Source organism: Ralstonia sp. 22111, assembly GCF_052045895.1.
GTDB lineage: Bacteria > Pseudomonadota > Gammaproteobacteria > Burkholderiales > Burkholderiaceae > Ralstonia > Ralstonia wenshanensis.
The window spans coordinates 21,821-36,521 of the sequence record NZ_JBQEPR010000001.1 but is presented as its reverse complement, the minus strand read 5'-3'; the positions used below and the strand labels follow the sequence as shown (position 1 = coordinate 36,521).

Below are 14,701 nucleotides of genomic sequence, written 5' to 3'. Positions count from 1 at the left end.
TTATTTCGACATCAAATTACGTTACGTGGAGATTTCTTATGCCGTTTAACCGTCTGGCTGCGATGTTGGCCACAGCCTTGGCGCCCATGCTGTGGGGCACCACGTATCTCGTCTTTACGCAGACGCTCCCTGTCAGCCACCCGTTGCTGGTCGGCGCGCTGCGTGCGCTGCCGGCTGGCGTGCTGCTGATGCTGCTGATGCTGCTGGGCCCTGGCCTGCCACCGCGAAACAAGCTGTTGCCGCTGCTTTTTCTCGGGCTGGCGAACATCGGCGTGTTCTTCGCGCTGTTGTTTGTGGCGGCGCAGCGCCTGCCGGGCGGCGTGGCGGCGACGATCATGTCGGCGCAACCGCTTGTGGTCGCGCTGCTCGCGTGGCCGTTGCTCGCTCGCAAGCCGCGCCCGGCGCAACTGGCGGCAGCGCTGGCGGGGTCGGTGGGTGTGGGGCTGCTGATTCTCGGCCCGGCGGCCAAGCTGGATGCAATCGGCGTGGCGGCGGCGCTGGCTGCTGCGTTCTCGATGGCGATCGGTACCGTGCTCATCGAACGCTGGGGCCGTATCGGTACGCCGCTGGCCGTTGCGGCGTGGCAACTCGCGCTCGGCGGGCTGGTCCTGCTGCCGGTGGCGTTGTTCGTGGAAGGTCTGCCGCCCGCGCTCACGGCGCGTAACGCGGTGGGCTTTGCGTACCTCATCGTCATCGGCACGGCGTTGGGCTACTGGCTGTGGGTGCGCGGCATCGGCGTGCTCGGCGCGGACGTGACATTCCTTTCGCTGCTCAGCCCGCTGACGGCGACGGTGCTCGGTGCGCTGGTCTTGGGCGAATGGTTCAGCCCGATGCAGACGGCCGGGGCAGTGCTGATCCTGGGCGCGACGGTGGCGGGGATGGCGTTGTCGCGGCGGGCGAAGGCGGCCGCACAAACAACAAGCCCCGCGAGGCCGGCAAAGGCTGCGGGGCTGGTTGAGCGGTGAAGCTGCTCGCGGTGCTTACTGGACCGACTTCGTGACGTACGAGAAGCTCTTCAGGTAGGTAGTCGGCGCCGTGCCCTTGTACGCGTAGCTGATCTCGCACTTGACGGTACGTTGCCCATCGACATCCCACCAGCAACGTTCGTCCAGGTCATAGGCCGCCGTTCCGGTCGAGCCGCCTTGCAATTGGCTGTCGTTGGAGTTGGTCGTCGCAATCACGTGGTGGATGCGCAATGTATTGAGCGTGCCCATGGGCGTGACCAACGGTTCGTAGGCTTCTACGGTCGACGTGATGCTGGATTGTTCCTGGTAGCCGGCCACACACCCGTATTGCCATGAGGCGGACCATGTTTTGCCCACGAACAGCGGGAAGTTCACCAGCGGGCGCTTGGGGGTGTAGCGGCAGACGTTGCCGTTTTGGTAGGTGCGCGACAGGCGGTTGGCATCAAGGTCAGACGTATAGCTCTCATCGGCCGCACCATCCAGGGTCGAAGTGGTGGAGGTCACGCCTGCGGTGGTATCAACATTGACGGTGGTGCTGGCTCGCTCATGCACATCCGTCGTGCCGTTCAGGCGCGAGTTTGTCTCCGTTTGGGTGATGACGCGTCCCACTTTGGGCGTTCCTGCCGTGTACTCATGCGGCGTCACCGTCACCGTCACCTTGGCCGACTTGCTCGCGTCCTTGGCCGACGTCACGGTCACCGTGAACGTGCCGCCCGGCGGGCTCTTCAGGCCGGCGGTCCAGCTTTGTGTGCTGGCACCCTTGACGGACACCTCGGTATTGCTCGTCGCATCGCCGGACTTCCAATTGACGTCGGTGCTGCTGTCCAGACGCAGGTCCTGCCCAGACTTGACCGTCAGCGTCGCAGTTTGGCCGCTGCTTGCGCTAAACGTTTGCACCTTGGTGCCGCCAACGGTTGCGCTGACCGAAAAGCTGTTCGGGTCAGCAACACCGCCGTCGCCGCTATCGCCGCCGCCACCGCAGGCGCTTAGCGCGCATGCCAGTGCAATTCCTGTAAATCCCTTGCCCCATGCCTTCATTTTTGTACGTATCCCTGTTGCTGTGATTTTTGTGGAGATTTGTGCGCAGAAAATCTGCCGGCGCAGCGTACAAGCGGCGCGAATTTGTTTTCTTAGGATTTGCTTAGTGCGGGGTGACTCCCCACTAACTGGTGGGCGTGCTGGTGATTAAGGCGATTGCGAAAGCAAAACGCGCTGCAAATCGAGGGGATATGCGCCTGAGCAGAGCATGCTGTGCGCAAGAACGGCTACCAATGTGTCTCTCGAGCGCATCGCTATGCAATCGGACGGCTTATCGAAGCTGACGCGCGGTAATACGTTGATGATTATTTACCGCCGCACCATTGGCCGCATCGGCGCCTCATCGCCATTATCAACAGGCGCGGCGCCCAGATATTGCATGTTCGACCGATATTCCGGCAGCTTCGCCATCGTCATATGGCGCGCGTCGGCAAATAGCGTGAGCGTTTCGGGCAAATGGCGCGACAGCACGGCCATGCGCGTGCGTCCCGATGGATGTGTCGACAGAAACTGCTTTTGCTCCGTCCCGCCAATCGAGCCCATTTTCTGCCACAGGGTGAGCGCGGCGCGGGGGTCGTAGCCGGCGCGCGAGGCGATGTCCATGCCGACCAGGTCGGCCTCGGTTTCCTCCGCACGCGAGAAGGCCAGCAGGTGCATCTTGGCGCCTTCGCCCAGGTCGGTATCGCCCCGGTTGCCGAAGCCGAACAATTGCGAGATGACGTTGGCGCCAAGGTTGGTGATCTCGCGCTGGCCGGCGCGGGCGCGGGCGTGCTCGCGCAGCGCATGGGCGATCTCGTGGCCGAGCGCCATGGCGAGTTCGTCGTCCGTCAGCTTGAACTGTTCGAGCAGCCCCGAAAACACGGCGATCTTGCCGCCGGGCATGCAGAACGCATTCACCTGCGACGAGCCGATCAGGTTGACCTCCCACTGCCAGTGCGCGGCGTCGGGGTTCCAGCGTGGCGCCTGCGGTGTGAGGCGCCGGACGATGCCGCGAATGCGGATCAGATCCGGCACGTTGTCGGGCGCGAGGGCACCTTCGTGGGCCGCGTTGTCGATGATCCCTTGGTATTCGGCCAGTGCGCGCTTGTCGATTTCTTCAGCGGGAATGACGAGGCGGATGTTGGGCGACGTGGTGGTCGGCGCTTCCAGCTTTACGCCGTCGGCAGGCACGGGCAGCGGGCCATCCATGGCGGTTGCCCGCGCAGAGAGTGCGAGGCCGATGGCGATCAGCAGGGAACGTGTGGCGCGGGGCATATGGGTAAGGGGCCGAATCCGTGCGACATAATATCGGCCAACGCACCGCGCCACGCTACGTGGCAACCCGCATTCGCCTTCCCCACCGGCCCGCCGCATGACCTTCCACGATTACCTCGATATTTTCCGAAACCGCCGCATCGGCGCGATGTTGCTGCTGGGCTTTGCCTCCGGCCTGCCGCTGGCGCTGACCTCGGGCACGCTGCAGGCGTGGATGACGGTGGAAGGGCTCGATATCCGCACCATCGGACTGTTCTCGCTGGTGGGGCAGGCGTACATCTTCAAGTTCCTCTGGGCACCGTTGATGGACCGCTTCACGCCGCCCCTCATGGGCCGTCGTCGCGGCTGGCTGGTCCTGACGCAGGCCGGGCTGGTGGCGTCGATTGCCGCCATGGCCTTCACGCCGCCGCACGCCGCGCTCTGGGCGCTGGCGGGGCTGGCCGTGCTGGTGGCGTTTTTGTCCGCGTCGCAGGACATCGTCTTCGATGCCTACAGCACCGATGTGCTGCATTCCAGCGAGCGCGGCGTCGGCGCGGCCGTGAAGGTGCTCGGCTACCGGCTGGCGATGCTGGTGTCGGGCGGCCTGGCGCTGTATCTGGCCGATCGCGTCATGGGCTGGAGCAACATGTACCTGCTGATGGCGGGGCTCATGGCGTTGGGTATCTTCACGACACTGTGGTCGCCCGAGCCAGAGGTGTCGGCGCGCCCGCCGCGCAGCCTGCAGGAAGCGGTGGTCGGGCCGCTGCGGGACTTTTTCTCGCGCCGCGGCGCGTGGGCGCTGCTGGCGCTGATCGTGCTCTACAAGCTGGGCGATGCGTTTGCGGGCAGCCTGTCGACTACCTTCCTCATCCGCGGCGTGGGCTTTTCCGCCGGCGAGGTAGGCATCGTCAACAAGACGCTCGGCCTGGCGGCCACCATCGTGGGCGCGCTGTATGGCGGCACGCTGATGGTGCGGCTGGGGCTGGTGCGCGCGCTGCTGCTCTTTGGCGTGCTGCAGGCGGTGTCGAACCTGGGCTACTGGGTGCTGGCCGTGACGCCGCAGCATCTGTGGACGATGGGGGTGGCCATCGGCATCGAGAACATCTGCGGCGGCATGGGCACGGCGGCCTTTGTGGCCTTGCTGATGGCGCTGTGCAACCGGTCGTTCTCGGCGACGCAGTATGCGTTGCTGTCAGCGCTGGCCTCCATCGGCCGCGTATACGTCGGACCGACCTCGGGCTACCTTGTTGAAGCCTATGGCTGGCCCGCGTTCTACCTGATGACCGTGGCGTTTGCCTTCCCCGGCCTGGTCCTGCTGTGGTGGATGCGCGGCACGATTGGCCGCTATGAGGCCGAGCAGAACGAACGCGCCTTGGAAGCCCAAGCGGCCAAGGCCGCGTCAGCCTGATCGACTAACCCAAGCGGTTCGAGCGGTCGGCATCCGTAAAACCGGCCAGCGGCAGTGCCGCATCGATGCCTTTGCCCAGCGCAATGGCCTTGAACAGTTCGCCCATTTCCGCTTCCGACAGCAGCTTCTGCACGGCGTTGGCCGCCGGCAGAAACTGCATCGGGTCGGACGGATCAAGCGTCATCAGCAGCTCGCCGACGCCGGCGCTCAGCAGAAAGCGCGCCTGGCTCGTATAGCCGAGCAGTTCCAGCCCGGCTTCCTGCCCCGCTTGGGCAATCCCTGAAAAATCGACGTGCGCGGTGATGTCCTGCAGGCCGGGCAGCCAGAACGGATCGTCGTGCGCGTGCTGCCGGTAGTGGCACATGAGCGTGCCGTTGGCGCGGTGCGCGTGGTAGTACTCGGCGGCCGGGAAACCGTAGTCGATCAGCAGCAGCAGACCGCGCTCAAGTGCCGCGCCGGCGCTGCGGATGAAGCCTTCGGCGGCTTCGTGCGATTCGGTGACGAGATCATCCGTGCCGGGCAGGGCAGCCAGCTTGGCAGGCACTTCCGACGGATCAACGAGCCGGTCTTCCCATTGCAGGCCGTTGTCGGCATCGAGCACCACGCCGCGCTGGTGCCACACGCCGGCGCGCCGCGCCCACAGCGACACGGGCATCGCATCAAGCACTTCATTGCCAATCATCACGCCAGTCAACGGCGCGGGCAACGTGTCATGCCACTGCGCGAGGGCCCCCAGCTCAGGGCCCAGCGCGTTCAGGCGTTCCTGCTGGCGCTGGCGAAGCTCGCCAGAGAGCTCGACGATGCCATAGCTGTCGGGCCGCGCGCCCAGCGCATCGAGTTCGGTGAGGATATCGGCGGCCAGCTTGCCGGTGCCGGCGCCAAATTCCAGCACGTGGCGCTGGCCTTCGGGCAATGTCTGCAGCACCTGCGCGATCTGGTGCGCCACGGTGCGGCCGAAGAACGGTGTCAGTTCAGGCGCGGTGATGAAGTCGCCGCCGTCTTCCACGCGGCGGCCGAATTTGGCCGCGCCGCCGCTGTAATAGCCCAGGCCGGGCGCGTAGAGCGCCAGTTCCATGTAGCGGTCGAATGGAAGCCAGCCGCCGGCGGCCGCAATGGCGTCGGCGATCACGGCGAACAGGTGCGCGGACTGCGCCTGCGCCGCCTCGTTGGGAAGCGGTAGACTCACGGTTTTGCTCATCGGCGAATTGTAAACAATGGCGCAGACGCCCAACCAGTCCACTGCGGAATCGGCCGCAGAATCCGCTGCACAGCGGCGCATCGCCCTCGTCACAGGCGCAGGCCGCCGCGTGGGGCGCGTCATTGCCCTGGCGCTGGCCCGGCACGGCTGGGACGTGGCCGTGCATTGCCACCGCTCGCGCGCCGAGGCCGACGCCGTGGCCGCCGAGATCGTCGCCATCGGCCGCCGCGCCGCCGTGCTGCAGGCCGACCTGTCGGACGAAGCCGCCGCCGGACGCCTGATTGCCGATTGCATCGCTGCACTGGGTACGCCCACTTGCCTGGTCAACAACGCGTCGCTGTTCCAGTACGACGTGGCGACCAGCTTCAGCTACGCGTCGCTCGATACGCACATGCGCACCAACGTGGCGGCGCCGCTGCTGCTGTCGCGCGAGCTGCACCGGGCGCTGACTGCCGATGGCGCCCAGGGCCACGGCGTCGTCATCAATCTGCTCGACCAGAAGCTCGACAATCTGAACCCGGATTTCCTCTCGTACACGCTGTCGAAGGCGGCGCTGTCGACGGCCACGATGCAGCTGGCGCAAGCGCTGGCACCGGCGTTGCGCGTGGTGGGCGTGGCGCCGGGCATCACGATGGTGTCGGGCGACCAGTCGCAAGGCGGGTTTGCGCGCGCGCACCAGATGACGCCGCTGGGCCAGTCGTCCACGCCGGAAGACATCGCTGAGGCGGTGTGCTACCTCGCCACCGCCCGCGCCGTGACCGGCACTACGCTGTTCGTCGACGGAGGCCAGCACCTGATGCCGCTGGCCCGCGACGTGATGTTCCTCACTGAATAATTCTTCCCCCGGACGCCCCATGCTTTCCCTGCTATCCCACCCGCGCCTGTCGCACTGCCGCCGCATGTTCCTGCGCAACTACGAAGTGCAGATCAACATCGGCGTGCACGAATTCGAGAAGAAGGGCGAGCAGCGCGTCCTGATCAACATCGAGCTGTACGTGCCGCTGGAGCATTCGTCTCCCACGGAAGACAAGCTGCACGAAGTGGTGGATTACGACTTCATGCGCGAGACCGTGGCGCGCCGCATGGCCCAAGGCCATATCCATCTGCAGGAGACGCTGTGCGATGACGTGCTGACTGCGATGCTCAAGCACCCGCATGTGCTGGCTGCGCGGGTGTCGACGGAGAAGCCGGATGTGTATCCGGATTGTGAGTCGGTGGGGGTGGAGGTGTTTCGGATTAAGGATCAGGCGTAAGCGGCTGTTCTTTGTTGGGGGTTCGCCCCTTCTTTCATCCCCTGCCGGGGCTGACTCACTTTCTTTGTCTTGCCAAAGAAAGTAAGCAAAGAAAGGCGCGCCCGAGATGGCGAAGGATTCCTTGAATTTATGTCGCAGAGAGGGGAAGGGAAAAACTCGCTGCGCTCAGACAGTTTCCCTTCCTCTTTCCTCTCTGCAACAAAAATTCAAGGCGCCATCTAGGGCAGGGGACGGCCACACCGTCTGTGCGCAGGGGGTGGCGGTCCAATTTTTTGATGGCGGTTCAAGCCGCCGTCGCGTATTCGCGGCGCTGGGCGTGCAACGCGCCCGCTACGTTGGCCAGCAGGTCCAGGGCCAGACGCGCTGTGATCCCGCCCTTGTCGTGGCGCGGGTTGTATTCCACCAGTTCGAATGCGGCGAAACGTGCATCGCGTGCGCAGGCCGCGAGCGCCTGGGCCATGCCGTAAGCGGTGAGGCCGTCCGTTTCGGGTGTGCCGACGCCGGGTGCGACGGCGGGGTCGAAGGCGTCGAGATCGAGTGTCACGCCAAAGGCCGCGGTGCCCGATTTGACCTGGCGGATGGCGTCGGCCATGACGGCGCGCAGGCCGTTGCGTGCCACTTCGGCGGCGTCGATGACGCGCACGCCGAGCAGATCCAGCAACGCGCGTTCGGCCGGTTCATAGCTGCGCGCGCCGATCACCACGACGTGTTCAGGCAACAGCTTTGGCGCGGCATCTCGGATTTGTGTGAGGGCCGCCGCGCCGTGGCCGAGGAGCGCCGCCAGCGGCATGCCGTGGATGGCGCCGGAATCGCTGGTCTGCGGTGTGTGGCTGTCGAGGTGGGCGTCGATCCAGATCAGGCCAAGCGGACCCTTCGGCCGCAAGGCGTTTGCCACGCCGGACCACGTGCCGATGGCGCACGAGTGGTCGCCGCCGATCACCACGGGCACATGCCCCTGGTGCACGCTGTGCGCCGTCGCATCGCCAAGCGCGCGCGAGAAACCCGCAACGCCCGGGAGCGCGGCCAGGCGCGCTGAGCGGCTGTGCCCGGCCGACGTCGCCAGTTCGATGTCGTGCACGAGCGCAGCGTGCGTGTCCGGCGTCTGCAACCGCGCCAGAGCGCCGGCTTCGAGCAGCGCACGCGGGCCGTCCTTGCAGCCGTCGTCTTGCGCGCCGCAGCCGATGGCCGCGCCGATCAGATCGATGATGGTCATGTCACTCCCCTTGCGAGTTCTTCCGTCAAGCCACTTTGCGCCGCGGCCAGCCGGCCAGCGTCTGGCGGATGGCCTCCAGCGCCAGTGACAGTTCAGCCTCGCCTATCACCAGTGGCGGTGTCAGGCGGACCACGTTGCCGTTGGTGTCCTTGGTCAGCACGCCGCGCTCGGCGAGCGCGAAGGCGAAGTCGTGTGCGTCGATGTCGGCGTCGAGCTGCAGGCCGATCAACAAGCCGCGTCCACGCACTTGCCGCACGCCATGGCCGACCAGCGTTTTCAGCTCATTGATGAACGCTGCGCCCACTCGGGCGGCACGCTGTGGCAGTTGTTCTTCCATCAGCAAGGCAAGTGCCGCGCGTCCGATGTGCGCTGCAAGCGGGTTGCCGCCAAACGTGGAGCCATGGTCGCCCGGCTGGAACACGCCGATGACCGCCTCGCGCCCCGCGATGGCCGACACAGGGACCATGCCGCCCCCAAGCGCCTTGCCAAGCACCACCAAGTCGGCGTCAACGCCTTCATGCCAGCTGGCCAGCACATCGCCGGTACGGCCGAGGCCCGTCTGCACCTCGTCGCACACGAGCAGCACGTTGTGCTGGGTGGCCAGTTCGCGGGCGAGTTTGAGGTAGCCCGCAGGCGGTTCGACGATGCCGCCTTCGCCCTGCACAGGCTCCATCAGGATGGCGCCCGTGTTGGGGCCGATGGCGGCGCGCAGCGCATCGGCGTCGCCAAACGGGATGCGCCGGAAGCCTGCGGCGAAGGGGCCGAATCCGTAGCGATATTGATCGTGCGAGGAGAACCCGACGATCGTCGTCGTGCGGCCGTGGAAATTGTTCTCGAAGACGATGATCTCGGCCGCCTCGGGCGCCAGGCCCTTCACGTCGCGTGCCCACTTGCGCGCGGCCTTGATGGCGGTTTCGACGGCTTCGGCGCCGGTGTTCATGGGCAGCGCGCGGTCCATGCGCGTGATCCGGCAGACGTCGGCCAGGAACGGGCCCAGCTCGACGTTGTGGAAGGCGCGCGACGTCAGCGTCAGCCGGCCAGCCTGTTCGGTCAGCGCAGCAACGAGTTTCGGATGCGAGTGCCCGAAGCTGACGGCTGAGTACGCCGACATCATGTCGAGGTAGCGCCGGCCATCGGTATCGAAGAGCCACACGCCTTCGCCGCGTTCCAGCATGACCGGAAAGGGCGCGTAGTTGCGTGCGCCGTAACGGTCTTCCAATGCATAGCTCGGATGTTGCATTGCGGTCGTCATGATGGCCTCCTGCCTGGATCGGTCGTTCACTTGCGGCGGATTGTGCGATCTGACAGACTTGAAATCAAATCGAATGTTTTTCGTTTTTCGATCCAAAAATTTGATGAATTGAGGCGCCATGTCGCACTCGCCGCTGCGCTATCTGCATAGTTTCCTAACCGTCGCCAACGAGGGCAGCTTCGTGCGGGCCGCCGATCGCTTGGCCGTGTCGCAGCCAGCGCTGTCGTATCAGATGCGGCAGTTGGAGCAGTGGCTCGGCGTGCCGCTGTTTGAGCGCTCCGGGCGCAAGCTCGTGCTCACGCGTGCCGGCACGTCGGTGCGTGCGTGGTGTCGCGATGCGTTTGCCGGGCTGGATGAACTGCGCGCCGCCTTGCACAGCGGCGAGATGGAGCGCGTGTCGCTCAAGCTGGCGAGCGGCTCCAGTTTCGGGCGCTATGTGCTGATGCCGGCGCTGCTGAAACCATCGCCCGAATCCGATGCGCCGCTTCTCGACGACGTGCGCCTCGAACTCGCCTTCGGCAGCGACGAAGAGGTCTTCAGCCATGTCGAGTCCGGCCGAGCCGATCTCGGCTTTGTCTATACGCCGCGCACGTCACGCCTGTTTGAACACCACGCTGTCTACACCGAAGAATTCGTGCTCGCGTGCAGCGCCCGCGCATTGCGTGAGCACAGTGCGCCACGCACGCTGGCTGATTGCGCGGCGCTGCCCTTCGTCACCTATGACGAATCCGATGCGGTCTACGGGCTGTGGTTCAAGGCGCTGTTCCGGCGTATGCCGGAGACGACCGTCAGCGCACATCACGTGTCCGACCTGGAAGAGGTGAGCACCTTGGTGGAGGCTGGCATGGGCTGGTCGGTGCTGCCGCTGCATGCCATTCAGGATGCCGTGGAGCGCGAGCGCCTGCAGGTCGTGCGCCCGATCGTGGCGCGGCGCTGCCTGAATACCGTGTTCGCCGTGCGCCGCACATCGAGCTTTCCGAGCGAAGCGCAAGACCGCTTGCTTGTGCGGCTTGCGCAGCTTGACGCAGCGGCGCGCGTGTAGGCGCGCGGTCGCAACCTTCCCGGCTGTTCCGCAAACGCCAACATGTCGCCTTGAAATTAATTAATTCGACAATTAATATGCGCGGCATGGCAACCCGCAAACCTTCCACGCGCGGCCCAGGCCGCCCCCGTCGCCAGGATGGCGCAACGCAGGACGACCTCCGTGACCGCCTGCTCGACATCGCCGTCACCTTGTTTGCGCGCGATGGCGTCGGCCCGACCACGCTCGCCGCCATCGCCCGCGAAGCCGGGGTGACGGCGCCGATGGTGCATTACCACTTTAAGACGCGCGATCAATTGCTCGATGCCGTGGTGGAGGGGCGCATCCGCCCGTTGATCGACCATGTGACGGGCTCGGCGCTCGCGATCATCGCCGACGACGCGCATCTGCCCGACCTTGCGCAGACCGTGGCCGGCGTGGCGCAGCGCATGGTGGCGGTGGCCGCAGCCACGCCATGGTTTCCGACGCTGTGGATTCGCGAGATCGCCAGCGAGGGCGGCCAGTTGCGCGAGCGTGTGTTCGCACGCATCGCGCTGGAGCGCGCCACGTTGCTGGTCGACCGCATTGCCCGCGCACAAGCAGCGGGCGCGGTGAACGCGGCACTGCAGCCGCCGCTGGTGATGGTGTCGTTGATCGGCCTGGCGATGCTGCCGCTGGCGACGCGCGCGCTCTGGGGACGCCTGCCGCTTGCGGACCGTGTGAGCGACGAGGACATCGGCCGGCACGTGGCCGCGCTGCTGCTGCACGGAATCGGCCCCGTCGCGGCGCCCGAGGACAGCGCCGGCAAGAAAGCGAAGCCCAAGCCCAAGCCAAAGAGCAAGGCGCGCAAGTAGGCGAACAGACAGGTCAATCGAATCCCGCGGAGGGCGGTATGCGGCAAGCGTTGTGCATCGGCAGGGCAGGGTGGTTTGCGTTGGCATCGGTCGCAGCGATGGCCCTGGCGGGTTGCGCCAAACAAGACAACCACACCTACCAGGGCTATGTGGAGGGCGAGTTCGTCTACGTGGCTTCGCCCGTGGGTGGGCGGCTCGAACATCTTGGCGTGCAGCGCGGGCAGACCGTCAACGCAGGGGCGCCGCTCTTTGCGCTGGAATCGGTGGACGAGACGGCAGCTCGCCAGCAGGCAGCCGCGCAACTGCAAGGCGCTGAAGCGCAACTCGCCGATCTGAACGTCGGCAAGCGTGTGCCGGAGGTGGATGCGGTGCGCGCGCAACTGGCGCAAGCCGTGGCGGCGGACAAGCTTTCGTCGACGCAGCTGGCGCGAGACGAGGCGCAGTTCCGCGCAGGTGGCATCGCACAATCGCAACTCGATGCAAGCCGCTCGACCGCACAGTCCAACGCACAGCGCGTGCGTGAACTGACCAACCAGTTGCGCATTGCCCAGTTGCCGGCACGCAATGATCAGATTCGCGCGCAATCCGCACAGGTAGAAGCCGCACGCGCCGCAGTGGCGCAAGCGCAGTGGCGGCTCGATCAGAAAGCGCAGAAGGCTACGCAGGGCGGGCTCGTGTTCGACACGCTGTATCGCGAAGGCGAGTGGGTCGGCGCCGGCAGCCCTGTGGTGCGCATGCTGCCGCCAGCCAACGTGAAGGTGCGCTTCTTTGTGCCGCAAGGCGTGGTCGGCGCGCTCAAGCCCGGGCAAGCCGCGCGCCTGCACTGCGATGGCTGCGCGGCCGATATCAATGCCACGGTCACGTACATCGCAACGGAAGCCGAATACACGCCGCCCGTCATCTACAGCAACACGACGCGCGACAAGCTTGTCTTTATGGTGGAAGCGCGTCCCGCCGTGGCTGATGGGCCGAAGCTGCGCCCAGGCCAGCCTGTGGAGGTTACGCTGCCATGAGCGCTGCCAGCCACGACGGTCAACCGCATGCTCGTAATGGCGACTACGCCATCGACGTGCGAGGCCTGAACAAGCACTTCGGCGACAAGCACGTTGTGAAAGACCTCTCCATGCAAGTCGCGCGCGGTGAGATCTTCGGCTTTCTGGGCCCCAACGGCAGCGGCAAGACCACGTCAATCCGCATGATGTGCGGGCTGCTGACGCCCGACAGCGGCAGCGGCTCGTGCCTGGGGTACGACATCCTCAAGCAGTCGGCGCAGATCAAGCGGCGCGTCGGCTACATGACGCAGCGGTTCTCGTATTGGGATGATCTTTCCATTCGCGAGAACCTGGATTTCGTCGCGCGCCTGTACGAGATGCCCAATCGGCGAGAGGCGGTGGACAACGCGCTCGAGAACCTCGGGCTGGCATCGCGCGCCAAGCAACTCGCGGGCTCGCTGTCGGGCGGCTGGAAGCAACGCCTGGCGCTGGCCGCCTGCATGCTCCACAAGCCCGAACTGCTGCTGCTCGACGAGCCCACCGCCGGCGTCGACCCGAAAGCGCGCCGCGACTTCTGGGAAGAACTGCACCGGCTGGCGGCGGAGGGCATCTCGGTGCTCGTCAGCACGCACTACATGGACGAGGCCGAGCGCTGCCACAAGCTCGCCTACATCGCGTATGGCGAACTGCTCGCACACGGTACTGCCGATGAGGTGATCGCCGGGCAGCGCCTGTCGACGTGGGAGGTCTCGGGTGGCAATGTGGTTGAGCTGGGCCGCAAGCTGGAAGGGCAGCCCGGCGTGGATCAGACCGTCGCGTTTGGTTCGGTGCTGCACGTGACCGGCGCCGATGCGCAAGCGCTGGAGGGCACGTTGCGCAAGCTCGCCGGGGAATCTGGCATGCGCGCCGATCCCATCAACACCGGCCTCGAAGACGTGTTCATCCACATGATGAAGCGCTCCTCCGACAACTACGGGGCGCAGCCATGAAGCCGGACGGCAATCGCTTTTCGTTCGTGCGCTGGTGGAGCGTGGTGCTCAAGGAGTTCCTCCAACTGCGCCGCGACCGCGTGACGTTCGCCATGATGATCGGCATTCCGATCATGCAGCTGTTCCTGTTCGGCTTTGCCATCAACGCCGACCCGAAGCACCTGCTGACCGGCGTGATTGCCGCAGACCAGAGCGAGTTCACGCGTAGCTTCCTGGCCAGCATGCGCAACTCCGACTACTTCGACTTGGCAACCACGCTGCCGGACGAAACCGCGGGGCGCGAGGCGTTGGCCAAGGGACAGCTGCAGTTTGTCGTATCGATCCCGCCGGACTTCACGCGCAAGCTCGTGCGCGGCGAGAAGCCCTCGCTGCTCGTGGAAGCCGATGCCACCGACCCCGCCGCTACTGGCCTGGCCGTGGCCTCGCTTTCGCAACTGGTGCAGGGTGTCGTCAGCAAGGATATGAAGGGCGCGTTGTCACCGCTGGCAGGTGGCGCGGGCGGCTCCGCGAGCACCGCATCGCCGTTCGATGTGCGTATCCACAAGCTCTACAACCCGGAAGGCATCACGCAGTACAACATCATCCCCGGCCTGATGGGCACCATCCTCACGATGACCATGGTGATGATGACGGGCCTGGCCATGACGCGCGAGCGCGAGCGCGGCACGATGGAAAACCTGCTCGCCACCCCGGTGCATCCGCTGGAGGTGATGACGGGCAAGATCGTCCCATACATCTTCATCGGGCTGGTGCAGGTGACGATCATCCTGCTGATGGCGGTCTTCGTTTTCCACGTGCCGTTTGTCGGCAGCGTGTGGATGGTCTACGTGTCGGCGCTGCTGTTTATCGTGGCGAGCCTGACGGTGGGGATCACGCTGTCGTCGCTCGCGCAGAACCAGCTGCAGGCGACGCAACTGACGTTCTTCTATTTCCTGCCCAACATCCTGCTCTCGGGTTTCATGTTCCCGTTCGTGGGCATGCCGAAGTGGGCGCAAGTGATCGGCAACCTGCTGCCCATGACGTACTTCAACCGGCTCACGCGCGGCATTTTGCTCAAGGGCAACGGCTGGTTTGAGCTGTGGCCGAGCATCTGGCCGTTGATGGTGTTTACGGTGGTGGTGTTGGGGGTGGCGTTGCGGTTTTATCGCAAGACGTTGGATTGAGGTGGCTATGTGGACGCTGTGGATTCGACGTGCTGACGCTGGTGGTGCATCCCTTGTTTCGTCCCCTGCCGGGGCCGACTTACTTTCTTTGTCTTGCCAAAGAAAGGTAAGCAAAGAAAGGC

The 14,701-nt window shown here is 65.4% G+C and carries 14 protein-coding genes; 9 read left to right on the top strand and 5 right to left on the bottom strand.

Features of this window, described 5'->3' with window-relative positions; all coding sequences use genetic code 11:
- Positions 1 to 38: 38 nt before the first annotated feature.
- Complete coding sequence (locus tag ACTJK4_RS00180; RefSeq protein WP_440815160.1) at positions 39 to 965, top strand: EamA family transporter; 927 nt, start codon at positions 39 to 41, stop codon at positions 963 to 965.
- 15 nt (positions 966 to 980) lie between these two features.
- Here ACTJK4_RS00180 and ACTJK4_RS00175 read toward each other — a convergent pair whose 3' ends face one another.
- Positions 981 to 2,003: a hypothetical protein gene (locus ACTJK4_RS00175; RefSeq protein WP_414560030.1), complete on the bottom strand. Its 1,023-nt coding sequence runs from the start codon at positions 2,001 to 2,003 to the stop codon at positions 981 to 983.
- Positions 2,004 to 2,312: 309 nt separating this feature from the next.
- On the bottom strand, positions 2,313 to 3,257 hold the full coding sequence (locus ACTJK4_RS00170) for a M48 family metallopeptidase (RefSeq protein ID WP_440815157.1): 945 nt from the start codon (positions 3,255 to 3,257) through the stop codon (positions 2,313 to 2,315).
- Between the two features lie 97 nt (positions 3,258 to 3,354).
- On the opposite strand from ACTJK4_RS00170, the gene ACTJK4_RS00165 reads away from it, so the two are divergent.
- Positions 3,355 to 4,644 carry a muropeptide transporter gene (locus ACTJK4_RS00165; RefSeq protein WP_260803796.1) on the top strand — a complete coding sequence of 430 codons (1,290 nt, stop codon included), beginning with the start codon at positions 3,355 to 3,357 and terminating at the stop codon, positions 4,642 to 4,644.
- 4 nt (positions 4,645 to 4,648) lie between these two features.
- Here ACTJK4_RS00165 and ACTJK4_RS00160 read toward each other — a convergent pair whose 3' ends face one another.
- Positions 4,649 to 5,842, bottom strand: a complete 1,194-nt coding sequence (locus ACTJK4_RS00160) for a class I SAM-dependent methyltransferase (protein ID WP_440815154.1) — start codon at positions 5,840 to 5,842, stop codon at positions 4,649 to 4,651.
- A gap of 16 nt (positions 5,843 to 5,858) precedes the next feature.
- Here ACTJK4_RS00160 and ACTJK4_RS00155 point away from each other — a divergent pair, with 16 nt between their 5' ends.
- Positions 5,859 to 6,677: an SDR family oxidoreductase gene (locus ACTJK4_RS00155; protein ID WP_232041673.1), complete on the top strand. Its 819-nt coding sequence runs from the start codon at positions 5,859 to 5,861 to the stop codon at positions 6,675 to 6,677.
- A 19-nt stretch (positions 6,678 to 6,696) separates the two neighbouring features.
- A complete protein-coding gene (locus ACTJK4_RS00150; protein WP_045205029.1) occupies positions 6,697 to 7,095 on the top strand; it encodes a dihydroneopterin aldolase in 399 nt (132 codons plus the stop codon).
- A 283-nt stretch (positions 7,096 to 7,378) separates the two neighbouring features.
- On the opposite strand, the gene ACTJK4_RS00145 is transcribed toward ACTJK4_RS00150, so the two are convergent.
- The gene (locus ACTJK4_RS00145; protein WP_260803799.1) at positions 7,379 to 8,308 is read right to left on the bottom strand and encodes an arginase; all 930 of its coding nucleotides are present in this window, start codon (positions 8,306 to 8,308) and stop codon (positions 7,379 to 7,381) included.
- Positions 8,309 to 8,333: 25 nt separating this feature from the next.
- Positions 8,334 to 9,560 carry an ornithine--oxo-acid transaminase gene (gene rocD, locus ACTJK4_RS00140; RefSeq protein WP_440815149.1) on the bottom strand — a complete coding sequence of 409 codons (1,227 nt, stop codon included), beginning with the start codon at positions 9,558 to 9,560 and terminating at the stop codon, positions 8,334 to 8,336.
- 118 nt (positions 9,561 to 9,678) lie between these two features.
- On the opposite strand from rocD, the gene ACTJK4_RS00135 reads away from it, so the two are divergent.
- The 5 genes from ACTJK4_RS00135 (at position 9,679) to ACTJK4_RS00115 (ending at position 14,579) form a co-directional block, all read left to right on the top strand.
- Positions 9,679 to 10,602 (top strand): LysR family transcriptional regulator, encoded by a 924-nt coding sequence (locus ACTJK4_RS00135; RefSeq protein WP_440815147.1) that lies wholly within the window; start codon positions 9,679 to 9,681, stop codon positions 10,600 to 10,602.
- An 86-nt stretch (positions 10,603 to 10,688) separates the two neighbouring features.
- Entirely contained in the window at positions 10,689 to 11,435 is a 747-nt protein-coding gene (locus ACTJK4_RS00130; RefSeq protein ID WP_440815144.1) for a TetR/AcrR family transcriptional regulator, read from the top strand.
- 38 nt (positions 11,436 to 11,473) lie between these two features.
- On the top strand, positions 11,474 to 12,448 hold the full coding sequence (locus ACTJK4_RS00125; RefSeq protein WP_316870233.1) for an HlyD family secretion protein: 975 nt from the start codon (positions 11,474 to 11,476) through the stop codon (positions 12,446 to 12,448).
- The gene (locus ACTJK4_RS00120; RefSeq protein ID WP_440815141.1) at positions 12,445 to 13,416 is read left to right on the top strand and encodes an ABC transporter ATP-binding protein; all 972 of its coding nucleotides are present in this window, start codon (positions 12,445 to 12,447) and stop codon (positions 13,414 to 13,416) included. Before ACTJK4_RS00125 ends, ACTJK4_RS00120 begins: the two co-directional genes overlap by 4 nt.
- A complete protein-coding gene (locus ACTJK4_RS00115) occupies positions 13,413 to 14,579 on the top strand; it encodes an ABC transporter permease (protein ID WP_232041680.1) in 1,167 nt (388 codons plus the stop codon). Before ACTJK4_RS00120 ends, ACTJK4_RS00115 begins: the two co-directional genes overlap by 4 nt.
- Positions 14,580 to 14,701: the final 122 nt, after the last annotated feature.